The organism is Ureibacillus aquaedulcis (genome assembly GCF_030418165.1).
Classification (GTDB): domain Bacteria; phylum Bacillota; class Bacilli; order Bacillales_A; family Planococcaceae; genus Ureibacillus; species Ureibacillus aquaedulcis.
The window spans coordinates 60,193-82,085 of record NZ_JAUHTQ010000009.1; the positions used below are offsets into that span (position 1 = coordinate 60,193).

25 protein-coding genes are annotated in these 21,893 nt (G+C 37.9%); 4 read left to right on the plus strand and 21 right to left on the minus strand.

All coding sequences use genetic code 11. The annotated features are described in order from the left end of the window. Positions 1–21: 21 nt before the first annotated feature. Both QYB95_RS12680 and QYB95_RS12685 read right to left on the minus strand, forming a co-directional pair. Positions 22–444 carry a hypothetical protein gene (locus QYB95_RS12680; protein ID WP_301138697.1) on the minus strand — a complete coding sequence of 141 codons (423 nt, stop codon included), beginning with the start codon at positions 442–444 and terminating at the stop codon, positions 22–24. 19 nt (positions 445–463) lie between these two features. Further along, positions 464–898, minus strand: coding sequence for a hypothetical protein (locus QYB95_RS12685; RefSeq protein ID WP_301138698.1), 435 nt, complete (start codon positions 896–898; stop codon positions 464–466). A gap of 183 nt (positions 899–1,081) precedes the next feature. On the opposite strand from QYB95_RS12685, the gene QYB95_RS12690 reads away from it, so the two are divergent. Then, positions 1,082–1,234, plus strand: a complete 153-nt coding sequence (locus tag QYB95_RS12690) for a hypothetical protein (RefSeq protein WP_301138699.1) — start codon at positions 1,082–1,084, stop codon at positions 1,232–1,234. A gap of 96 nt (positions 1,235–1,330) precedes the next feature. On the opposite strand, the gene QYB95_RS12695 is transcribed toward QYB95_RS12690, so the two are convergent. Next, positions 1,331–2,659 carry a methyl-accepting chemotaxis protein gene (locus QYB95_RS12695; RefSeq protein WP_301138700.1) on the minus strand — a complete coding sequence of 443 codons (1,329 nt, stop codon included), beginning with the start codon at positions 2,657–2,659 and terminating at the stop codon, positions 1,331–1,333. 146 nt (positions 2,660–2,805) lie between these two features. Next, the gene (gene norA, locus QYB95_RS12700) at positions 2,806–4,005 is read right to left on the minus strand and encodes a multidrug efflux MFS transporter NorA (protein ID WP_301138701.1); all 1,200 of its coding nucleotides are present in this window, start codon (positions 4,003–4,005) and stop codon (positions 2,806–2,808) included. A 119-nt stretch (positions 4,006–4,124) separates the two neighbouring features. Between norA and QYB95_RS12705 the strand changes: the two genes are divergently transcribed. Beyond that, positions 4,125–4,952, plus strand: a complete 828-nt coding sequence (locus QYB95_RS12705; RefSeq protein ID WP_301138702.1) for a MerR family transcriptional regulator — start codon at positions 4,125–4,127, stop codon at positions 4,950–4,952. Positions 4,953–5,024: 72 nt separating this feature from the next. Here the strand turns inward: QYB95_RS12705 and QYB95_RS12710 are convergent, their stop codons facing one another. The 9 genes from QYB95_RS12710 to QYB95_RS12750 all read right to left on the minus strand — a co-directional run bounded on the left by QYB95_RS12710 (position 5,025) and on the right by QYB95_RS12750 (position 12,530). After that, complete coding sequence (locus tag QYB95_RS12710) at positions 5,025–5,588, minus strand: DUF6609 family protein (protein ID WP_301138703.1); 564 nt, start codon at positions 5,586–5,588, stop codon at positions 5,025–5,027. A gap of 218 nt (positions 5,589–5,806) precedes the next feature. Further along, entirely contained in the window at positions 5,807–6,121 is a 315-nt protein-coding gene (locus QYB95_RS12715) for a spore coat protein (protein WP_301138704.1), read from the minus strand. A gap of 21 nt (positions 6,122–6,142) precedes the next feature. Then, on the minus strand, positions 6,143–6,346 hold the full coding sequence (locus QYB95_RS12720; RefSeq protein WP_301138705.1) for a spore coat protein: 204 nt from the start codon (positions 6,344–6,346) through the stop codon (positions 6,143–6,145). 179 nt (positions 6,347–6,525) lie between these two features. Then, on the minus strand, positions 6,526–7,641 hold the full coding sequence (gene mnmA, locus QYB95_RS12725) for a tRNA 2-thiouridine(34) synthase MnmA (RefSeq protein WP_301138791.1): 1,116 nt from the start codon (positions 7,639–7,641) through the stop codon (positions 6,526–6,528). Between the two features lie 17 nt (positions 7,642–7,658). After that, positions 7,659–9,125: a nicotinate phosphoribosyltransferase gene (locus QYB95_RS12730; RefSeq protein ID WP_301138706.1), complete on the minus strand. Its 1,467-nt coding sequence runs from the start codon at positions 9,123–9,125 to the stop codon at positions 7,659–7,661. Positions 9,126–9,183: 58 nt separating this feature from the next. Beyond that, positions 9,184–9,765 carry an HD domain-containing protein gene (locus QYB95_RS12735; protein WP_301138707.1) on the minus strand — a complete coding sequence of 194 codons (582 nt, stop codon included), beginning with the start codon at positions 9,763–9,765 and terminating at the stop codon, positions 9,184–9,186. 36 nt (positions 9,766–9,801) lie between these two features. After that, positions 9,802–10,650 carry a Sir2 family NAD-dependent protein deacetylase gene (locus tag QYB95_RS12740; RefSeq protein ID WP_301138708.1) on the minus strand — a complete coding sequence of 283 codons (849 nt, stop codon included), beginning with the start codon at positions 10,648–10,650 and terminating at the stop codon, positions 9,802–9,804. A gap of 78 nt (positions 10,651–10,728) precedes the next feature. Next, a complete protein-coding gene (locus QYB95_RS12745; protein ID WP_301138709.1) occupies positions 10,729–11,613 on the minus strand; it encodes an SIR2 family NAD-dependent protein deacylase in 885 nt (294 codons plus the stop codon). 47 nt (positions 11,614–11,660) lie between these two features. Beyond that, positions 11,661–12,530, minus strand: coding sequence for an SIR2 family NAD-dependent protein deacylase (locus QYB95_RS12750; RefSeq protein WP_301138710.1), 870 nt, complete (start codon positions 12,528–12,530; stop codon positions 11,661–11,663). Positions 12,531–12,726: 196 nt separating this feature from the next. Here QYB95_RS12750 and QYB95_RS12755 point away from each other — a divergent pair, with 196 nt between their 5' ends. Next, positions 12,727–13,062, plus strand: coding sequence for a winged helix-turn-helix transcriptional regulator (locus QYB95_RS12755; RefSeq protein WP_425609203.1), 336 nt, complete (start codon positions 12,727–12,729; stop codon positions 13,060–13,062). A gap of 86 nt (positions 13,063–13,148) precedes the next feature. Here the strand turns inward: QYB95_RS12755 and QYB95_RS12760 are convergent, their stop codons facing one another. Next, complete coding sequence (locus tag QYB95_RS12760) at positions 13,149–13,589, minus strand: Lrp/AsnC family transcriptional regulator (protein ID WP_301138711.1); 441 nt, start codon at positions 13,587–13,589, stop codon at positions 13,149–13,151. A gap of 122 nt (positions 13,590–13,711) precedes the next feature. Between QYB95_RS12760 and QYB95_RS12765 the strand changes: the two genes are divergently transcribed. After that, positions 13,712–14,266: a cysteine hydrolase family protein gene (locus tag QYB95_RS12765; RefSeq protein WP_301138712.1), complete on the plus strand. Its 555-nt coding sequence runs from the start codon at positions 13,712–13,714 to the stop codon at positions 14,264–14,266. 197 nt (positions 14,267–14,463) lie between these two features. On the opposite strand, the gene QYB95_RS12770 is transcribed toward QYB95_RS12765, so the two are convergent. The 7 genes from QYB95_RS12770 to QYB95_RS12800 all read right to left on the minus strand — a co-directional run bounded on the left by QYB95_RS12770 (position 14,464) and on the right by QYB95_RS12800 (position 21,501). Beyond that, positions 14,464–15,168: a hypothetical protein gene (locus QYB95_RS12770; RefSeq protein WP_301138713.1), complete on the minus strand. Its 705-nt coding sequence runs from the start codon at positions 15,166–15,168 to the stop codon at positions 14,464–14,466. Next, positions 15,165–15,983, minus strand: a complete 819-nt coding sequence (locus QYB95_RS12775; RefSeq protein ID WP_301138714.1) for an ATP-binding cassette domain-containing protein — start codon at positions 15,981–15,983, stop codon at positions 15,165–15,167. The genes QYB95_RS12770 and QYB95_RS12775 overlap by 4 nt, the downstream gene beginning before the upstream one ends. 1,365 nt (positions 15,984–17,348) lie before the next feature. Further along, complete coding sequence (locus QYB95_RS12780) at positions 17,349–18,104, minus strand: DUF4184 family protein (RefSeq protein ID WP_301138715.1); 756 nt, start codon at positions 18,102–18,104, stop codon at positions 17,349–17,351. Positions 18,105–18,170: 66 nt separating this feature from the next. Next, positions 18,171–18,512, minus strand: a complete 342-nt coding sequence (locus tag QYB95_RS12785; RefSeq protein ID WP_301138716.1) for a four-helix bundle copper-binding protein — start codon at positions 18,510–18,512, stop codon at positions 18,171–18,173. 240 nt (positions 18,513–18,752) lie between these two features. Then, positions 18,753–19,517 carry an SDR family oxidoreductase gene (locus QYB95_RS12790; RefSeq protein ID WP_301138717.1) on the minus strand — a complete coding sequence of 255 codons (765 nt, stop codon included), beginning with the start codon at positions 19,515–19,517 and terminating at the stop codon, positions 18,753–18,755. A 250-nt stretch (positions 19,518–19,767) separates the two neighbouring features. After that, positions 19,768–20,721, minus strand: coding sequence for a sensor domain-containing diguanylate cyclase (locus tag QYB95_RS12795; RefSeq protein WP_345783720.1), 954 nt, complete (start codon positions 20,719–20,721; stop codon positions 19,768–19,770). A gap of 216 nt (positions 20,722–20,937) precedes the next feature. Continuing rightward, positions 20,938–21,501 carry an ABC-2 transporter permease gene (locus QYB95_RS12800; RefSeq protein WP_345783722.1) on the minus strand — a complete coding sequence of 188 codons (564 nt, stop codon included), beginning with the start codon at positions 21,499–21,501 and terminating at the stop codon, positions 20,938–20,940. Positions 21,502–21,893 lie beyond the last annotated feature (392 nt).

The following is a 21,893-nucleotide window of genomic DNA, read 5'->3' on the forward strand; positions in this document are numbered from 1 at the left end:
ACTTCTTATATTTCATAGTAATTATTTCACCACTTCTATTATTTCTTCTATTGAACTACCATCAACAAGCTCGTATTCCTTACCGCGAATGTCGATCATTCCATTATTCGTTATTGCCATATGGAATGAATTCAGTTGCTTGCCATCTGTCATAATATCTAATTCAACTATTTCCTGACTATAATCCATGTCTTTAAACATGGCTTTTTTCACTTCCCAACTTCTTAATTCAGCAAGTACTTCATCATATTTCTCATCAGTCGGCTTCAGAATGGCTACAATTCCCCCATCCTTCCTAATGTTAATACCTTGCACCACTTCCTCTACGTTTTCTGGGCTTGTAATAAATGCATCCATAAAATTCCTTGTTTTAAATTCGGGATAAAAAATGAAGAGAGCTGCCAAAATCCACAACCCCAGTAATGGTAAAATCAGTTTTTTCAACTTAATTCCCCCCCTGACTTCATTTCGCTATGTCGATCAATTCTTCCATGGAACTGCCACTTATAAGCTTGTATTCCTTGCCATGAATATTCATCATCCCATCAGGTGTAATCTTGAGTACGACTGGGTTAATTGGTTGGGCATTATTTGCAATATCCATTTTGTACATGTTTGTATAATCTATATCTTGGAATAACGTTCTTTTTACTTCCCATTCACTTAAAGCAGCAAGTATTTCATCAAAGTCCTCATCACTTTGGTTGAAAATTGCTAAAGCTTCAAAAGATTCATGATCCCCTTCTCCCCAAATCGTCACACGATGTACTTTATCTGCTAATTCATCAGGGTTTGTGAGAAATGCATCCACAAAATTTACTGTTCTAAATTCGGAATAGAAAATAATTCCACCTGCCAAAAGCAAGATTCCTGCTCCCGCTAAAAGTAGTTTTTTCATGCTAAATCGCCCCTCTTGTTGTCGTTTATATTTTATCTACGTAAATATTTTCTAAAAGTTTCGTAAATAACATTTTTATACAATAAGAGTAAGAAAAAAATTTTTGAAATTGGGCTACTATCTGTTATATATCAGAGATTAACTAAATATACTGTTATATATCATAATTAAGGGAGTGTTTAGATGATTACAGAAAAAGAGCGACAAAACATGGTGCAATTTCTAATTAGATACTTCGGTGTGGATCCAAACCAGTTAGTGAATATTAGCGATTCGCTGTTAGAAATCACTTATGATTTTGCCTATAAAAGAACTGAAATGGAATGTGATTTTTAAACAAAAACAAGAAAGGAGTCGATTCATATAAAATTGAACCGACTCCTATAATAATGAGACATTGATTATAAATTTGAGTAGCCTGGGTTAGCTGCCCTATCCTATTTTAAATTTTTTAATCTGTTCATTTAACTTGATTGCTAAACTATCCAACTCTTTCGCAGAGCTTGCGATGCTTTCGGTGGAAGCTAACTGTTCTTGTCCTGTTGCGGATATTTCTTCTGTGCTTGCTGCAAAATCTGCTGCTTGTGATGTCAAATCCAGAATTTGACCGGATACCATTTTAGAATTTCCGTTTACTGTTCCCATAGCTGCCGCTGCATGCTTTAATGCGTCTACAATTCCCTCATACATATTCTTTATCTTTTTAAACGCTTGTTCCGTAATCACCAATCCATCTCGTTGTTCATCTACCAATTGATTGGAATGTTCAATTTTTGCAACAGCTAAATCGGTCATAGCTGAAGTCTTTTCAATAATGGCCGTTATTTTACTCGCTGAACTAGAAGTCTCTTCCGCCAGCTTCCTGATCTCATCTGCTACCACGGCAAATCCTTTGCCGGCTTCACCGGCTCTAGCTGCTTCAATAGAAGCATTTAAGGCTAATAGATTCGTTTGGCCAGCAATAGAAGTAATGATACCAACAAATCCGGTAACTTGATCAATCATTTCTTTTAATTCATTTATAGAGCGATTCACTTCACTGGATACACGAAGAGTATCATCCATTTTCCTCGTCTGCATATCAACACTTAGTTGTCCTTCATGAATAGACGCCAACGATTGGTAAGCTTGTTTTGCACTTTCAGAAGTTTTTGTGGCAATCTCATCTATTAGCGAAACCACATCTGATAGCGTTACACTAATTCCGCTCATTGTCTCGGCTTGCTCTGAGTTACCCACTGCCATTTGGTCTATCGTTGATACTACCTGTGTTATCGCTTTCACATTTTCGCCTGTATTTCTAGTAAGGTTGTCAGATTGATCTGTAACAGTCGAAGAGACCATTTGTAATTCAGAAGCTATAATCTTTAATTTTTTTCTAGTTTCATATAACGCTCTTGCCATATTGCCTGTTTGATCTTTTATCTTAGTCAATTCTTCCAATTCATCATCTGTATCCGTCAGATTTAAATCCGCTGTCTTTTCTGCGAACTCTGTCACTTTAACAATCGGCTTTTCTATTGATTTCCCTAAAAAGTACGATAAAACAACTCCAATTACTAAAGAGATGATCAGTCCCCATAATACCGGTGTGGGAATCATGATTCCTGTTTGCATTTGTTGCACCGCATCTTGATTAGCAATAGTAGATGTGTCACTCCCACTTTTTCGCATAATCAATGATGCTCCTACATTAATGGCTGCTACCAATACTGAGTTTATTAATGATAAGAGAATAATCTTTGTAGATATTTTTTTCATTTGATCCTGGCCACCTATAATAATTTTTAATTTAAATTTATTTTCACAACCTTAACTTGCTTTCAATTATCATAGATGTACCTTAAAAAAACCTTAAAAGCCAAAAAGCGTTAATCCTTTTTTCGGATTAACGCCCTGTGTGCTTATTAAAGTTCTGCTGTTCTCGCTTCCACTTTCTTAGTAGAAAGTTCATTGCCCGGCTTCTTCCAGAACATTGTTAAAATAATACCGAATACTAGTAGAACTGCTGAAAAATAGTAAGGATAGTTGATATCTACATCAAACAACATACCACCTATGATCGGTCCACTAATGTTCGCTAGACTTGTAAACATGGAGTTCATCCCACCAATAAAACCTTGTTCATTGCCGGCGATATTTGAAAGATAGGATGTCACAGCTGGCCTGAATAAATCGAACCCTACAAAGACAATAAATGTAACAAGTAAAATAGAGAAATATGAATGAACTACTGTCATTAAGAAGACTAATATGGCTGATAATATCAGGCTGTATCGGATGAGTTTGATTTCTCCCCAAATACGAGTCAGCCTATCAAAAAGGACTACTTGAGCAATTGCCCCAAATATTGCACCACCCGTGATGACAATTGCTATATCAGATGGTTTAAATCCAAATTTGTGATCGGCAAATAAACTAAAGAAGGATTCAAAAGCGGCCAAACCAAACGAAGCTATGAAAATTAATATAAACGCGATCAGATATTTTGGTGCAGTGATGCGCTTGATGCCAACTTTGCCATCATCCGTCTGTTCATGCGTGACTTCGATACGATCTGGCTCTCTCAATAAAACAATCGAAAGCAGCCCTGCCAATAGTCCAAGTCCCCCTGCAAAGAAGAATGGTATACGTGTACCAAATTCCGCCAGAAACCCTCCAATACCCGGTCCAATAATAAATCCTGTGCTAATTGCGGCCGACATATATCCGAGTGCCTTGGCGCGATTATCCAAATTGGTAATATCGGCAATAAAAGCTGTTACCGCCGGCATAATGAAACCTGCGCTAATCCCGCCCAAAATACGGGAAATAAATAACACTTCAATTTCTTTGCCGAGCCCAAATAACAATTCTGAAAGTCCAAAAATAAATAAACCAATAACAATCATAATTTTTCTGCCAAATTTATCAGCTGCTTTACCTGCAAACGGGGAAACAATTAGCTGCGCAACAGCAAAGGCAGCTGTTAAATAACCAACCGTTGTACCGTTTATCCCTAAATCATTCATCAGCGTCGGTAAAACCGGAATTACTAAACCAATCCCCAAAAAGGCTATAAATAAATTCATCAAAAGCAATCCCAAGGTGACTTTATGCGTCTTCATCTTTTTCATTCTCCTTACAAACTAATTACTACTCACTAATTTGTTCCGTTTATTAAATATTTACAACTCCTATCCTAGTATATATAGTAACTATATAGTCAAGGGTGGTGTTGTAAAAATTGAGTAAAAAAGATGGCAAATATTTAACAACCGGTGAATTCGCGAAGCTTTGCAAAGTAAACAAGCAGACACTCTTTTATTATGATCAGATTGGGCTTCTAACACCGGTTATGAAAAATAAAAACGGGTACCGTTTCTATTCTGTTCATCAATTAGAGCTATTTTTTGTTATTGATTTATTAAAGGACCTCGGTATGTCACTTGGCGATATCCAACAGTACATGCAGAATAAATCACCCGAAAAATTTCTGGCATTAATGTATCAACAAAAAGAGGAAATTGTAAAAAAGCGCCAAGAGATTGAAGCGAAAGAAAAAATGATCGAGGCTAAAATCGCTTTAATGGAAGAGGCCTCCAACATTCCTTTTAATCGGATTACGCTTGAACAATTACCGGAAGCCACACTATATTTGAGCAGGAAAATTGAAAATATCACGGATGAAGAATTTGTGGAAGTCATTTCGGATTTTATCGAGGAATTGAGCGTATCGTACCTGGATTCCGGTTATCCCATCGGCAGTATAACGGAACGCGAGCAAGTGTTGAAGGGTGAATACTCGAATTATAGTTATTTATATATCGAGCAACCAACTCCCAAAGAAGGTCATCCCTATTTTAAAGCTGTAAAGGGCGATTTTCTTATTGGTTACCACCTTGGGGATGAAAATACAATCGGCACTACCTATACCCGTCTTTTTACAGAAATGGAACGCTTAAATCTAGCCTTGGGAGATTATGTTTTTGAAGAGCTTGTTTATGATTCCGTCGTACAGAATCAGTCCGAGCATTATGTAACGAAAATCATGATGCAAGTAGAGCCAAAATAACTTTCATCTATACATAAAGACCAGAGCATACTTTGGATAGTTTCCAAAACATGCTCTGGTCCTTATTCTTAATCAGGTGTATCTTGAGGAGGATTCTTCAGTAATAACATCGACGGTACGCTTTATCGTTACCATTTTGAAGCCAATCAGCAATTTTAAAATGCCATCAATCAATGCGAAGAAAATAAAAGGAACACTGATGAGCATGATTCCTATAGTTCTATTGATAATAGTTAATATTCCCAGAATAATCATTAGTTTGCCTTGAGAAAAATAAAAGCCAAAAAAGTGAATGCCCACTGCGATAAAGATACTTAACCAAAGTAATCTTAAATCCTCGAAACCTATGATCATCCCACAAGCTGTACATAAAAGTACATTTACCACAACAGATACATTATCCATTCTGTCCTGGAACTTTGTGTTTTCTCCAAATGCCAATTTGCGATTGACATACGGCAATACGAGAATTCCTATAAAACCTATAAAATATCCTACACCTAAAATGAATGGTTGTATTAACAAATCACTGCCTACAAGAGCTGAAATTATAATGACCAAACCTATGTAAATTAACCACACACCACAAGTCCTTTGTGTATTAAATCCACTTCGTTCAGCATTTAATTTTGACAAGACCAACGCCACCCCCGTTAGTATGAAAAGTAAACTACCGTTAACGAGCAACCTCATTTATATAATACCATAAAAAGGTAAACCTTCCCTACCTCTACAAAGAAACATTCTTTGTAATTAATTGTAATTCCTTTAAAATGAAAAAACTGTTAGCAAACTTGTGATTAAAGTTTGCCAACAGTCTGAGCACTGGAATTGAAATCTCAACTTTTTTACCTTTATTTTTTAACTGAATCTAAAACAAAATCTGCTTTTTCTAGGTCATGCTTCATTTGTTCTTCAAGATCATAAGCATGGTACATTTCATTTTTAATCATATATTGAGCAATCTTGTCATGTGTGTCGATTGCAATATCCAATTCACGGCGCAACAGCTTTTTCACAGAAGGAGTAGCCGTTTCTGTAATGGCTGTTGCCAGATTTTTTACACCAGCTTTAGCGGAAATAAGTAAATCGGTTGCGATTGCAAGGTCATCAAGCATTGCCGTTTCAAGCTGTTCGTTATTTGTTTCATCTGTCTTCTTTGTAGCCATTATCAATCTTCCTCCATTCAGTTAGGCACTTGCATCCGCAAGTACTTTTCTTAAATCCTTGATTGCTTTTGTCGATAGTTCTAGGTCTTCCTGGATGATTTCTTTTAGCTTCTCATCTTGAACCAGATTCACAAATAATTTACTTTTCGTTACACACGCTGTTTTAAAAATCAGCACCTCATGTACTTCCAATTGTTCGTGCAGTGCAAGTTCCTTGGTTGCCATTCCATTACCTCCTAGTTCTGTTATGGTATTCGATTACCCGGTCAAACTCATTTTAATCATGTTTTTTAATAAGATCATATCTCTTTTTCCGGCAACTTCACTTAAATGACTTTTAATAAAAAAAGCACTTTCCCTCTTTAGGAAAGCACTTTTAGAACTTAATTTAAGTTAACTTGTTTTCATCCTACATACGTTAATTGTATGTTGTCACGGTATACTTCGCTGATAGTTCCGCCACCTAGGCATTCTTCTTCTTGATAGAAGACAACTGCTTGTCCAGGCGTTATGGCACGGATTGGTTCGTGGAAGGTAACTTTAACTTTGAAATCATTCAAACGTTCTACCGTTACTCGATTATCCTGCTGGCGATAGCGGAATTTTGCAGTACATTCAAACTTTTCGGGTAGCGCGCTATTGGAAATCCAGTTCACATGATCAGCAATGAGGCTATCCGAGTAGAGCATACCATGATGGAATCCTTGTTCCACATATAGGACATTTCTTTCCATATCCTTTCCAATGACAAACCAGGGTTCGCCGTCTCCGCCAATACCCAATCCTCGTCTTTGGCCGATTGTATAATACATTAATCCATCATGTTGTCCCACGACTTTGCCATCGAAGGTTTCCATATTTCCCTTTTGGGCTGGCAGGTACCCACTTAGAAACTCTTTGAAATTTCGCTCCCCAATGAAACAAATTCCTGTAGAATCTTTTTTGGATGCAGTTGCTAAACCTGCATCTTGGGCTAATTTCCTTACGCTTGGCTTTTCCATTTCTCCTAACGGGAATAACACCTTACTTAACTGCTCTTTTGTCAATTGGTTGAGAAAATAAGTTTGATCCTTACTTTCATCTTTTCCTCTTAACATAAACGTTTTTCCGTTTGCTCTAAGTACGCGTGCGTAATGTCCTGTAGCCACAAAATCGGCTCCAAGAGTCATGGCATAATCCAAAAATGCCTTGAACTTAATTTCCTTATTGCATATCACATCCGGATTCGGGGTTCTACCTGACTTATATTCCTCAAGGAAGTAGGTGAATACCTTGTCCCAATATTGCTTTTCAAAATTTACGGAATAATAGGGAATACCCAGTTGATTACAGACACGGATTACGTCCTCATAATCCTCTGTAGCCGTACAAACACCAAATTCGTCCGTATCGTCCCAGTTCTTCATAAATATTCCGATTACATCATATCCCTGCTCTTTTAAAAGCATGGCAGCAACGGAGGAATCTACTCCACCTGACATACCAACAATTACACGTGTGTCTTTTGGTGCTTTCATTATTTCGTTTCACCCTATCTCTAATATGTGCTTTCCAACAACATGTTTTGTTTTTGTGCGTCTTCTATGTTTTTCATTTTGTTATCCCAACAGGTTTGACTTAAGACCACTGGGTACTCTTCAGGATATAAGGAACGTTTGTACTCTTCCCATAAAAGATCCAGCTGTTGCTGTACATAGGATTGAATATCTTGAACCCGTGGAAGCTGATAAACAAGTGTGCCGTGTTCTATAATATTTTCGTGCAAATCTTTGAGCGTGAAATTGGTTACGAATTTTCCTATGTACGTATGCACTGGATGAAACATGTGCAGCTTGGCTTCTGTCCCTGGTTGTTCATTAGCAAAGGTAATATAGTCTCCCTCTGATTTTTTCGTATGGTTGTTGATAACACGATATACCTTTTTCAATCCTGGAGTCGTTACTTTTTCAGGGCTAGAGGAAATTTTAATCGTATCGACCATCTGCCCCTTATCGTCTTCAATGGAAACCATTTTGTACACAGCACCCAGGGCAGGTTGATCGAAAGCGGTGATAGCCTTAGTACCAATACCCCATGCATCGATTTTTGCACCCTGTGCATTTAAATTCATCATCGTATATTCATCAAGATCATTGGAAGCAAAAATTTTAGCGTCAACAAAGCCAGCTTGGTCCAATAATTTTCTTGCTTCTTTTGACAGGTAAGCCAAATCTCCACTATCTAGCCGGATGCCTATAAAATTTATGCTGTTTCCCAATTCTTTTGCGACTTTGATTGCGGTTGGAACACCTGATTTAAGCGTGTCATAGGTATCCACCAGAAAGACGCAATCCTTATGGCGTTTGGCATATTTATGAAAAGCAATGTATTCATCCCGATACGCTTGTACAAAGGAATGAGCATGTGTTCCTGAAACAGGAAGACCAAATCGTTTTCCTGCCCGCACATTACTAGTACTAGAAAATCCACCAATGTAAGCCGCTCTTGTGCCCCAAATAGCTGCGTCGAATTCATGTGCACGTCTTGTACCAAACTCCGATACAGGCTGGTCACCCGCTACCTGTTTGATTCTTGAAGCTTTGGTTGCAATAAGAGTTTGATAGTTCACGATATTTAACAGGGCCGTCTCAATGAGTTGCGCTTCAAGTAACGGTGCTTCGATACGAAGAAGCGGTTCGTTGCCAAATACAACTTCCCCTTCTTTCACCGATCTGACTGTACCCGTGAAACGCACAGTTCGTAAAAAGTCAACATAGTCTTCTTGAATCCCAAGGTCTTTTAAGTAGTCCAAATCACTTTCAGAAAAATGAAACGTTCGAAGATATTCAATGATCCGCTCCAGTCCTGCAAAGATTGCATACCCGTTCCCGAATGGCAATTTTCGAAAATACAGTTCAAATACGGCATTTTTGGTATGGACGTTATCTTCCCAATAGGCTTCTGCCATATTAATTTGGTACAAGTCCGTGTGAAGGCCGTAACTATCATCAATATACTCGTTCATATTACTACCCTCCTAAACTAACTTAATAAGGTTGGATTTAATCACAAAAAGTGGATACTCACAAATTGGTTTCATTGCTTTTACGCAAGAGATCTTTAGTAAAGTCAACAAGTTGATGGGCTTCTTCGGTCCGAAGATACTTTACATCCAAACCAGCTGGACCTAGACGGAATCGATCCAGTGCATCTGCATCCTTAAAAATCTGGTACAGCAGTACAGCCCGTTCACCTAAACTAGGCGCTTTTCTAATCTCTGATAAACCAAGAGAATCATCCTGGTCATGGTAATAGGTAATGTAATAAGTCTGTTCATCATATGGCAAATGGTGCTCACGGCAATACTCTTTGTAATAGTGTGCGGCGCGACTGCCGTGTCCTTTATCGATTCCATCATCAAGGCGCCTGGAATCATGAAAAGCGGCTGCCATTGCCAATGCATCCTGTTCCTCCTTGCTTAGTCCTTTTTGATGTCCGATAAGGAGGGCTAATAACAGCACGCGCGCGCAATGAGTTTTCGTATGCCATTCACTCTCCGGAAGCCAAAACTCTATCTTTTCTTCCATGAATGTATACCACTGTTCATAAGGCTTTTTGATTGGTTGGAAGGCAGATTCATTCAGAGCATTTGCTAGAAACATCATTCAAATCTCCTTTTGTCATCATTCAATTCGATCAACTTATTTCATCTTTGCCAATTGTTGCAGGACTTCGGCAATATTGCCATCAATACCAATCGATTTATCAGCAATTGCTTCTGGAATATAAAGCTCGCTGCCTCTATTGAAAGTAATATAGGTTGCCTTTTCCTCAAAACTTGTTATTTTCATAAACGGAGCCTTGATTAATTGATTTCTTGCACCTACTCCCAATTCAAGCAGGACTATTTTTTTCCCGTGCGCTTTATTGATAAAATCTTGATAAGCCTGGTAGCTTGTTTGCCAAGATTCCCCTCTCAAGAAATTGTGGTCAACTTCGAGATGCACCTGCATTGGACCGCCGCATTCCGGACACTTAGGAATCAGGGAGGCAGGAACTTTTCCATCTTCCTGGCTTTGGGCCATCTCGCTTAACACATCATCGCCCCGATAAATAGAATCATGGCAACCACTTCTGCATTGCAGATTGCTGCAATTCCCTTCTATTTCGAAAAGACGGTCCTTGGGAAATCCCGCTTGTCTAAAATGATCATCTATATTAGAGGTAAGCACAAAATAATTTTTATCTTTTATTAGTTCATAGAGATTCTTCATAACCGGACTAACTTCCTTCTTCTGGTATAAAAAGTAGCTGTACATTCGGCTGAAGAATGCCCACTTTTCCTCTTGGGAGGGAAAAGAATAAAAACATCCCTGTATGATGCTGCGTATACCGTACTTTTCACGGAAATCCCCAAAATTCTCCTGGAAGTCCGCATTATCCGCAAAGATATGAATACCTTCCGAAATGGAAAGGCCATTACTTGCCCCAATTACAATTGCGTCAGCTTCTTCCAACTTTGATAATATCTCGTAATATTTCTCTTCCATATGCTTCCCCATCCTCACCAGGTTTTAAATATAATCGCAATACTTGGAAATCCCATGCATCGTATAGATTGATCGATTTTAAATCGAACCTTGTTTGCTACCTGATTGCTGTTCGGCTAGAACATGGTGCAATACTTGGGCAATATCTTTGTGGACTGCGAGGCCCTTATCCTTCAATTCCTCCGGCAGCAAGTTGTGCTCCGGATTCGGATTGATGGTAATGTAGTATGCATCCGGCCAATTGTAAGTCATGTTCCAGAATGGTTCCTTGATGAACATTGGAGTCATCATACCAACGCCCAACTCCAAAAACAGGACTTTCTTCTCCTGGTTTTCCACTAGGAATTCACGATATTTCTTATGCTCGTCTCTAAATTTAGCCCCTTCCAAAAATACAAAGGAACGTACCCATAATTCCATTGGACCTCCGCACTCTGGACACTTCGGAACCATGCTGGATGGGATTTTTGTCCCCTCGATGTGGGTACACAATTCTTTTGCTTGTTCCGCGTATGGATAAATTCCATCGTGACAAGGTTCACTACACTGTAGATACGTCCAGTTGCCTTGGATGGCACTAACTTTTTCTTCCGGGAACACTTGCAAAAATTGTGTATCCTGGTTTGTCGTTAAAATATAATAATTTTTATCTTTTAGAATTTCATATAAATCCTTGTAGGGCTGCCCGATCGGGACCTCCGCTACAAAGTTAATCAATGTAGCAAGATATGCCCAACGCTCCTCTTCAGTGCGGAATCTGTAGTAAAACCCTCCAAAGATACTGTCAATTCCATACTTTTGGGCAAATGCGTTAAAATACTTTCGAAAATTTTCATCATCCACATACCAGTTGTATCCAGAAGCTGCAGACATCCCTGCTGCACCGCCAACAACAATCGCGTCGGCTTCTTCAATTTTTTGAAGTATTGTTTCTATATTGTCTTGATATTGTTGTGATAACATAATGTACTTGTCCTCCTATTTCTTGTTCTGCCCCGTTACTTTTTCAGCTACAACTCCTCATTTAACTTCATATTTAGAGCATCTTGAAAAACACGGGCAATATCATAATTAATTGCAATTCCTTTTTCCTCTATTTCTCCAGGAACCACCCCATCGTTGGGGTTGATGCAAATGTAGTAAGCTCGCGGCAAACTATAAGTCATCTCCCAAAATGGCTCTTTAATAAACATCGGTGTCATAGTGCCTACGCCCAATTCCAGAAATAGAATTTTTCTATATTTATTTCTCATGATATATGCTTGGTATTTACTTATTTCGCTTCTAAAAGAACTTCCTTCTAGGAACACGCGTGAACGTACCCACGGCTCCATATCCTGCCCACACTTAGGACATCTTGGAACCAACTCTGTTGGAATTCTTGTTCCCTCGATGTTTGCATACATTTCTTCAATCAGCTCTTTATTTAGATAAGTCTGATCATGGCAAGGGACACTGCATTGAAAATACCGCCAATCCCCTTGGATCGCCGAAACTCTCTCTTCGGGAAATGCCTTGGAAAATTGTGCATCTTGATTAGTTGTCACAATAAAATAATCTTTTTCTTGAATTAGTTGAAGTAAATCAAGATAGGTCTGGCCAATTTTGGAATCATAGACAAACCTGATTAACGTAGCAATATAAGCCCAGCGCTCCTCTTTCGTTGGAAAACGGTAATAGAAGCCATAAAATATATTTTCGATCTCATATTTTTCAGCAAACTTCCCAAAATATTTCAGAAAGGTTTCGTCAGTTTGGTACCAGTTATATCCCGCAGCTGCGGACATGCCAGCAGCTCCACCTATAATAATTGCATCTGCTTCTTCGATTTTGTGAAGTAATGTTTCTATATAATCTTCATATAGTTGATCTACAAACACTTTATTTTCCTCCTAATAATTTACCTAATATTATTCTCATATATATAACCTTCAGATACATAATAGAGTGAGAAGGCATCACCTTCGTGTTCAGTTAGACAACTTTACTCCGATATAGATGTATTATATAGTTGGTATAAATTAACGAACAGTATGCACTTTTTAGACGCATACTATCTTGGAGGAAAGTATAAATATGAAAAAATCCAAAGTTAATATCGCCGACAGCCAAGAGACCTTTTTCGGCTATACACTCTCCATCATTAACGGCAAATGGAAACTTTTGATTATCTACTATTTATCAAAAAATGGCGTTGTTCGATATAATGAACTGCAACGCATGATTGGGAAGATAACATATAAAACACTTAGTACAACATTAAAGGAAATGGAAAGCGATGGCCTGATCCATCGTCAGGAATATCCACAAATCCCTCCAAAAGTGGAATATAGCCTTACCGAAAAAGGACAGACACTTTGGCCGATCATCCAGGAAATGTGCCAATGGGGTGAACATAATCAAGAGAATTAAAAAAGCAAAAAAGGGTATAACCCCTCATTATTTGAGGAATTATACCCTATTTCTTTTTGTTCTTATAGATAAGCAGCTACTTATTGTCATGTAGCAATCAATGGATTCTGTTGTTTAACCTCTTGTATGGATAAGTATAGAGTATAGTTTCCATATTCGAGGATTTTATTAAGCAAAAGATTTAATTGTTCTTGGGAGTTCACTTTTATTTTTAAATGATAACAGCCTTCCCCGGATACTCGGTGAGCTTCAACTACCTCATTTTGATGATTGATAAAACTTCTAAAAGAATCATGGTTTGCTGTTTTCATATATATGATGATAAACGCAGTATAGGAAAGTCCCAATTTCATTTCATCAATTATAAGAGAGTAAGCTTTAATGACACCACTATCCTCAAGTTTCTTTATACGGTTTCCTACCGCTTGTCCTGTCATATGAATTTGTTCACCTAAGTCTTTCCACTGAATACGTGAATTTTCGGATAGTATTCGAAGGATTTGAAAATCAATGTTATCAAGTTCCATAATAAATTCCTTTCATCATGAAATGGTTTGATTCAAAAGTGTTTCGTCAAAGTATCGATAGAAACTAAGATATCATATATCATCTTACTTGTAACAAAAATTTTATAACGAGGTGGATATTAATGAGTACAGCTTTAATCATTGTGGATATACAAAACGACTATTTTGCAAATGGAGCGATGGAGTTAAGCAACCCTGACAAAGCGGCTGCAAATGCTGCCAAAGTTCTTGAATGGTTTAGACAAAATAACAAAGATAATATCTTCCATGTTCAACATATCGCAGGTAGTCCAGAGTTAGGTTTCTTCCTTCCAGATACAGAAGGAGCAGAAATACATGAAACGGTTCTGCCATTAGAAAATGAAAATCTTATCGTGAAGAATTTCCCTAACAGCTTTTTAAAGACTGACTTAGAAAGCCAATTAAGAGAAAAAGGTGTAACTAAGGTAATAGTTATCGGTATGATGACGCATATGTGTATCGATGCAACAGTTAGAGCTGCAGTGGATCTAGGTTTTGATACTACACTTATTGAAGATGCATGTGCAACTAGAGATTTAGCTTATCAAGGTAATGTCGTTCCAGCTGCACAGGTGCATAATGCGTTTGTTAGCGCACTTGGAAGTATGTACTGCGCTGTAACTACAACCGAGGATTTCCTGCAACAAGGTAACTAATTAAAATATAAAAGGGAGTTGTTGAAAAAACAACCTCCCTTTTTTGCTTTTGATTAAAAGCTCCTGAGTAACAAGCAATTATATAAGTCTAACACATCTATTTATATTGCTCCAATATGTTCGAACTTCCGCAATCGATAGCCCAGGAGAGTTAATATGATTCCGTTCATTAAAAATTGATTACTCTGAGCAACTGCCTATCTCTCTTTCCTTAAGTATAACCTCATCACAATAACTGTACCTATAACTGAATAGACCATTACCCAGATTGCTAGTTGCATAAAAGTACCATCCAGTTGGACTATTTCATCTTCTTTTAAGTAACTAAGCGTATGTGTGACTGGAGGGAATATGAACAGTATCCATTTTAGTAAATATATTTTTTCCACTAAGCCTTCATATGAAAGCGAGATTGTAACAACCAGCAGGGCCGACAGCCATGTATATTTTCTGGTTGAAAATGAGGTAACGGAGAAAAACGTGCCGACTAGTATGCCAAACCAGGCTAAAAAGAGATGACTATAAATGGATAACCCTATATGTATGGGTCTAATTGGACCTCTGAAACTGTCTATCCCTAACGGATAGAGAATTGCCAGCGCCATAAAAAGAACGGCGAAAAATAAACAAATGGCCCATTTCCCCAGCAAATAACGGGTTTTACTATTCAATTGCACAAACAACATATTTTTTTCCGTCTCTTCCTCGATGGAAAAGACAGTCATCGCTAACCAAGTCATTACTAAATAAACCGCCATGCTTGATACTGCGAAACTGCTTAAAATCGGAACATTGCTATATGCATAAAGTAAAAATATCCATACACCAAAAACAGTGGCTGGCGGAATCATTTTCAAAGAACGTATGTAGCTAATAGATTGATAGTGTATGAATCCTCTCATACTTCCCTCCTTTCCTTCACTTCGAGTATCGAGCAGTTGTTATTTAATAATGCCAGCAATAATTCATCGGACTTGGTCGTGTCTACCGTGATGAATGCCGTGTTTCCTTCATATGTAATTTGGTCTGGATTTAGTTTTCTAAGGATGGATTGATCTTTAAAATTCACTTTGATTAACTTCTGTAAAGTTCTAAATTGGGGATTATGTAGAACCTCCCCCGATTCGACGCTAAAAATAGCATCTGCCAAACTTTCAATCATTTTCTCTTCGTGCGTTGTGAAAATGATCGTTACTTGCTTTTTTAGCTTCTCCAGCAGATAAAATAATTCACTTTGAGTTGCGCTATCCAAACCTGTCAGCGGCTCGTCTAAAAGAAGAATGTCCGGTTTCATCATAAGTGCCTGGATGATGCCGACCTTTTGCTTCGTCCCTTTTGAACATTTCTTTAACGGCGTATTAACATGAGCTTGCAAATTAAACATTTCGATATATTTTATGAGGTCCTCCTCAATTTGCTGTTTAGGGATATTTTGAAAAGAAGCAGTTAGAATTAAGTATTCTTTTAGCTTAAATCTTAGACTCTCGGGAAAATGTTCAGTGACATAGCCAACTTTCCGATTCCCCCTGTTAACCACACCACTAGTGGGCTCATAAATCCCAGCTAAAATCTTCAGCAAGGTACTTTTACCAGAGCCATTGGAACCCCTGATTGCAAGCGTTGTATAGTCCTCACATGTGAAGGTTATATTTTTGAGAATCTTTTTCCCGCCTATTTCTTTACTGACATTGCTTACTTCAAGTATATTTTTATCCATTTTTCCGTAATCTCCTTATGCGTAGATTCTTTGCATAATAATGCAGCCTTTTTAGAGCTGGACACCATTCAAGAAGTACAAGGCCAACCATAGCTACTATTTCAATATGATCCAGCTCTATTCCTTCAAATACCGACTATTCTTCGTATGTGTTTAGTTTTTCTGATGAAACGTATTTCATGTTGGATTTCCCTTGAGGATGCGTTTCATTCCTCTTATGAAACGTATCTCACGCTGGATATCCTTTCAAGACGCGTTTCATCCCTCTTATCAAACGTTTCTCACGGTGGATATATCTTCGAGATGCGTTTCATCTTCCTTATCAAACGCATCCCACGCTGAATCTCCCTTCAAGATGCGTTTCATCTCGCTTATCAAACGCATGTCGCGCTCAAATTCCCTTCAAGACGCGTTTCATCTTCCTTATCAAACGCATCCCACGCTGAATCTCCCTTCAAGATGCGTTTCATCTCGCTTATCAAACGCATCCCACGCTTAAATTCCCTTCAAGACGCGTTTCATCTTCCTTATCAAACGTATCTCGACCTCCAATTCCCTTCAAGATGCGTTTCATCTTCCTTATCAAACGTATCTCGCCCTCCAATTCCCTTCAAGCTGCGTTTCATCTTCCTTATCAAACGCATCCCACGCTGAATCTCCCTTCAAGATGCGTTTCATCTCGCTTATCAAACGCATGTCGCGCTCAAATTCCCTCCAAGATGCGTTTCATTTTCCTTATCAAACGCATCCCGCGTTCAAATTTCCTTCAAGACGCGTTTCATCTTCCTTATCAAACGTATCTCGACCTCCAATTCCCTTCAAGATGCGTTTCATCTTCCTTATCAAACGTATCTCGCCCTACAATTCCCTTCAAGCTGCGTTTCATCTTCCTTATCAAACGCATCCCGCGTTCAAATTTCCTTCAAGACGCGTTTCATCTTCCTTATCAAACGCATCCCACGCTCAAATTCCCTTCAAGACGCGTTTAATCTTCCTTATCAAACGTATCTCGCCCTCCAATTCCCATCAAGATGCGTTTCATCTCCCTTATCAAACGCATCTCGCCCTCCAATTCCCTTCAAGATGCGTTTCATCTCCCTTATCAAACGCATCCCGGCCTCCAATTTCCTTCAAGACGCGTTTCATCATCCTTATCAAACGTATCTCGGCCTCCAATTTCTTTCAAGATACGTTTCATTCCTCTTATTAAACGCATCCCGCGTTCCAATTCCCTTCAAGATGCGTTTCATCTCCCTTATCAAACGCATCTCCGGCCAAATTCCTCCATAAAGCTTTCACCTCTCCTTGGTTCGTACACTAACAAAAAAGGGCATTAACCCTTTTTGGATTAATCCCCTTCTTTTTTTATGAAAAATCTCCCACCCTGACTCTCTTCAAATAATCAAAATAGAGCGACACAATCAACAAACTAATCAAGGCTGAATCGATCACTCGAAGGACCAGAATGCCATACGATTGAATCGATACTTCATCCATGAAATTCCATAAACAAAATAAAAGTGCAGTGAACAATGCAATATGGCCCCAAAACATAAATTTTTGTTTTGGGCTTACGATCTCATGATGGTTGCTGCGATTTCTTTTTGCGCGAATGTACATATAACCTAAAATTAAAGTAATCCCAATAATCGTACTGCCGTGCTGAAGAAACTTAAAAATCGGAATTTGGTAATCCATGATATGAACAGGATAAGTTAGAATCGATAGGCTTCTCACCATATCCCCTTCCAAATGAGTGAATGAGTCCCATACGACATGAGTCAGCATCCCAAATAGAGCAGAATATAAGAAGATCGCGATTTTCAAAAGCCCTGCTGAATCGGGCTTTTGGGAATAAGAATCTTGCCAAATTGAAGGAAGATGCTGAAATAAGGTTCTATGTATATATTTCTTGTAAATTAGATAAACGATGATGATAAGAGGTAGATTAAAAGCTACAAAACCAATATAGGTATGACCAATCTCGCCATAAGGCATTCCACGAAGGAAGTACTCAAAATCTGGGGACATGCTACCTAAAACTAATGCTAAAAAGTTCACGTATTTACTCTTCCTTGAAAAAGGTAAAACGGCTGCTGGATGTGCAAAGGTCAACGGCATCTTCGGTCACTCCTAGAAATATTCTTATTAAAAAAACTCCTCAATTAATGAGGAGCCCTAAAGTGATTATGCCATATTTCTGCAAGCTTCCGCACATTCACGGCACACTTTTGCGCATTCTTGGCAATGATCATCCTGGAATTGTTCACAATGTGATGCGCATGCTTCGCAAATTTCAGCACATAATTCACAAATTTCCTTAGACATAGTGCTGTTGCGGGACATCAAAGCTACTGCTTGGAAACAGATATCTGAACAGTCCTGCATCATTTGTATACAGTGGACCCTAGCTTGTACGTCCGGCTCTTTTAAACAAGCAGTTTTACATTCACTGCAAGCTCTTGCACACTTAATACATAACTCAATACAATGATCCATCTCAGTTGGTGATATTGATAAAACTCCCATTCGAATAACCCCTTTCAGCCATATTCATTCATCATCTTTCTACTCTACTTATTCACTTATTTTCAAGATCTAAAACTAGAATAATAATATGACGTATATCTCTATACAAAAAAGAGCGCAATTCCTCATCCGAATCACACTCAATCGTCGAAAATATATTAAAATCTCATAGATTTTGAAGTTCTACCCTTAACTTTAACTAAAGTAAATTTATCTAATTTAACTTTCAGGAATTCTTAACTAATCAATCAACTTACTTCTCAAATATTCCTCAAAAGTAATTTCCCCTATTTTTTCCATAGAGTTTGTATTTTTCCCTTCGATTAAAGAGCTGTAGAGTTTACCAGCCAGAGGAATACTTAATACATTATTTTTTTCGTTGTTAATCTTTATTTTCAGTTCCGCCATTTCTTTTAATGTCAGTATTTCCGGACCACAAAAATCTCCCGCTTTTCCTTGGGGGCCTTTATTGACCAAATCTGTTAGATATCCTGCATATTCACCAACGTCCACGCTTTGAAATTTGACCTTTCCAGGGATAACATATCTATTAAAAAGTGGTTTTGATAGTAGTAAGTTTTCAACAAAGCTATGAAACTGAGTAGCACGTGCAATGGTATAGGGAATGTTGCTATTCTTTAGCAATCTTTCCGCTTCGTACTTTAGTCTATAGTATTTGAAAGGGATATCCTCAATACCTACAATGGATGGATAAATAAAATGCTGGATGTGCTGAGCTTTACTTAGAAAATTCCCGAAACCTGTAAGCTCGATGGCTTCAGATTTTTTTGTTGGACTTGTTGCAGCGTGAATAATCACATCTACATCTTTTACTGCTTCATCCAGGCCTTCTCCGGACAGTAAATCGCTATAAACCCAATTGAAATCTTCCATACTTTCAGGCTTTCTTCTCGAAGTTATTTTCACTTGATAATTGCAATCTCTTAATTGACTTAACAAGGCAGTACCAAGCTGTCCCGTTGAACCAGTGACCAAGATCCTCAAGCACACCACTTCCATTCTTACGGATTTACTTTTTATTATACTAATTAAATGCTTTACTTTATTCTATACAATTGTGACCAAGATGGAAACAATATGGAAGTACACATCCTTATCCTTACCTTTATAGAGGAGAACAAGCCGTTCGCTATTTCCTTAAAATGAAAATAGACGCATTTCCTTATGAGAGGAATGCGTCTGAAAACTGAATAATATTGTTTTGTCCAAGACAAATTGGCGATATCTCAACCTATTAACAATACCCATTAAAAATTTTATAATTGTTCTTCCCTGCTGCCTTTGCACGATACAAGGCGTTGTCTGCATTTTTAAGAAGGGTGTTCAACTGGACACCGCCATTAGCAGAATATGGTACAATTCCAATGCTTGCAGATAATTGATATTCAGTATCCCATGTATTTAGATAGTTAATTAGCTGTTCGGCTCTTTGGCTAATTTCTTCCGTCGAAGAGATCCGAGGAAGATTTATAATGAATTCGTCCCCCCCCAGCCTTACCGCAAAAGCATCATCATTAGGTTCTTTTACAAATTTCTGCAGCCTTAAAGACACTTCCTTCAATACTAAATCCCCAGTCTCGTGGCCATAGACATCATTTACTTTCTTAAAACCATCCAAATCAAGGAAGAATAATACGCCTTCTGTGACAGAAAAGTCTTCGAAGTATTTATAAAGGTACTGCCTGTTATACAGTCCCGTTAAAGAATCCCTATAAGCGAGACGTTCCAAATCCAGATAATAAGAAAACATTCGCGCTATTCTTTGGAGCATCTCTACGCTCTTCTTGTCAAAGTGACTGGCCTCATGATGAGCCACACATAGGGTCCCAAACCGCTCCCCGTCAAAAAGAGAAATAGGGATTCCCAGATAAGCGTTGATATTCACGTCCGCGAGCGTTCTTTTCAACCCATTCAAGCAAGTTTCTCTACTTATATCTTCATAGATGAGAGGTTCGTTTCTTTCAAAATCGATTCGATTACAAAGGGTTTCGTTAAGGTTAATAACCATGCCTTCCGTCACGAGAATACTTGTATTGGTATCCGAAAGTTTGAGTATAATTTGTTGTTTATCATTTAAAGAATTGATATAAATCAGTTTGTCAGGCAAGATTTCCTTGGCTAAGGCAAGCACATCGCTAGCAAGTTCGTCAAAATTCTTATACATATGCAATTCTTGTAAAGGTATCACTTTAAAGCACCTCGGACAATAAAAATTCTTTATTAATTAATATTTAAAAAAATTATTATACCAAAAAGTAACATAATGCTCAATGCTGCTCCGTTTAAAGTTTCTTCACTGCCCGATAACTAACCACCAGACGGGATACCATATAATACCAAATTATTATAATGTTACCCTTTACCCTCATCTATCAAACGTTAAGATAAACACTCTCATTTTTTATTAAAATACCTTTCTACTATAAATTCGAATGGAAAGCATCCATGAAAAAATGTAGAGAAGAACAACAGATAGCACAACTCTTAGGTACAACAGAGCGTTATCAAAAGATAGGACCGTTTGGATTCCCTCTCTTAATCGATCATTTAAATTGGGTATAAATTTGCTGATAATGATTAGATACAGAACAAACAATACAGCAATACCAATCATTAAATACTGGTTTTTAAATTGAAAAGAAAATGGAAAGGCAAATGAAATAAAGACCGCAACAGTGCAAAAGATAAACAGCAATTGTTTCCACTGTGTTATTTCTCCGTGGATAACCAAATTGCCTACAAAAAGAATCGATAGGATAAGGAAAGTAAAAACAAAAGCTCCCAGATACTTCGAGCCAACAATTTCCTTTCGGGTATGCGGTAAAGAATTCAACAGAAGCTGGATATAAGATTTTTCATCCATTGAAAAACTTTGCTTAATAAGCGCAATACAAAACAGAACTCCGACCCAGTTGAAGATGTGCCTACGAATAAATAGACAAATAACAGCGGCAGGACAATCATTAATGTTCTTTTCTGCAAAACAATTTCTTTACGAATGAGATTTAACATATCGCTCTTTTCCTTTCTGTGTATATAGCACAATATCCTCAAGTGTAGGTTTCTCCAGAATGATCGTCTCACCAAAGATACTCTGTGTACGCTGCTTAGAGGCGGTTAATGCTTCAAAATCATCTTAACGCTTTAACGAATGAATTAGATGGAGTTATTAAAGCATTGAAAGTTTAGTTCGAATTAGTGAAAGTAACATGAGACTTGTTTTTGTACAAGATTCTCATACCCGAGGAATCATCGCCATAACTTATTTTAAAGAGGTCGTTTCATAAGTAATTGAAACGGCTTTTTTCGTTGAGAACTATGTTAATGTTTTGCTAGAGTTGATAAATAAATCGCTGCTAA

Excerpts from the sequence above, each read along its gene's own strand:
- QYB95_RS12685 (WP_301138698.1), bottom strand. The coding sequence starts at position 898 with ATGAAAAAACTACTTTTAGCGGGAGCAGGAATCTTGCTTTTGGCAGGT.
- QYB95_RS12690 (WP_301138699.1), top strand. The coding sequence starts at position 1,082 with ATGATTACAGAAAAAGAGCGACAAAACATGGTGCAATTTCTAATTAGA.
- QYB95_RS12695 (WP_301138700.1), bottom strand. The coding sequence starts at position 2,659 with ATGAAAAAAATATCTACAAAGATTATTCTCTTATCATTAATAAACTCA.
- norA (WP_301138701.1), bottom strand. The coding sequence starts at position 4,005 with ATGAAGACGCATAAAGTCACCTTGGGATTGCTTTTGATGAATTTATTT.
- QYB95_RS12715 (WP_301138704.1), bottom strand. The coding sequence starts at position 6,121 with ATGGCTACAAAGAAGACAGATGAAACAAATAACGAACAGCTTGAAACG.
- QYB95_RS12720 (WP_301138705.1), bottom strand. The coding sequence starts at position 6,346 with ATGGCAACCAAGGAACTTGCACTGCACGAACAATTGGAAGTACATGAG.
- QYB95_RS12730 (WP_301138706.1), bottom strand. The coding sequence starts at position 9,125 with ATGAACGAGTATATTGATGATAGTTACGGCCTTCACACGGACTTGTAC.
- QYB95_RS12735 (WP_301138707.1), bottom strand. The coding sequence starts at position 9,765 with ATGATGTTTCTAGCAAATGCTCTGAATGAATCTGCCTTCCAACCAATC.
- QYB95_RS12740 (WP_301138708.1), bottom strand. The coding sequence starts at position 10,650 with ATGGAAGAGAAATATTACGAGATATTATCAAAGTTGGAAGAAGCTGAC.
- QYB95_RS12745 (WP_301138709.1), bottom strand. The coding sequence starts at position 11,613 with ATGTTATCACAACAATATCAAGACAATATAGAAACAATACTTCAAAAA.
- QYB95_RS12755 (WP_425609203.1), top strand. The coding sequence starts at position 12,727 with ATGAAAAAATCCAAAGTTAATATCGCCGACAGCCAAGAGACCTTTTTC.
- QYB95_RS12760 (WP_301138711.1), bottom strand. The coding sequence starts at position 13,589 with ATGGAACTTGATAACATTGATTTTCAAATCCTTCGAATACTATCCGAA.
- QYB95_RS12765 (WP_301138712.1), top strand. The coding sequence starts at position 13,712 with ATGAGTACAGCTTTAATCATTGTGGATATACAAAACGACTATTTTGCA.
- QYB95_RS12770 (WP_301138713.1), bottom strand. The coding sequence starts at position 15,168 with ATGAGAGGATTCATACACTATCAATCTATTAGCTACATACGTTCTTTG.
- QYB95_RS12775 (WP_301138714.1), bottom strand. The coding sequence starts at position 15,983 with ATGGATAAAAATATACTTGAAGTAAGCAATGTCAGTAAAGAAATAGGC.
- QYB95_RS12780 (WP_301138715.1), bottom strand. The coding sequence starts at position 18,104 with ATGCCGTTGACCTTTGCACATCCAGCAGCCGTTTTACCTTTTTCAAGG.
- QYB95_RS12785 (WP_301138716.1), bottom strand. The coding sequence starts at position 18,512 with ATGGGAGTTTTATCAATATCACCAACTGAGATGGATCATTGTATTGAG.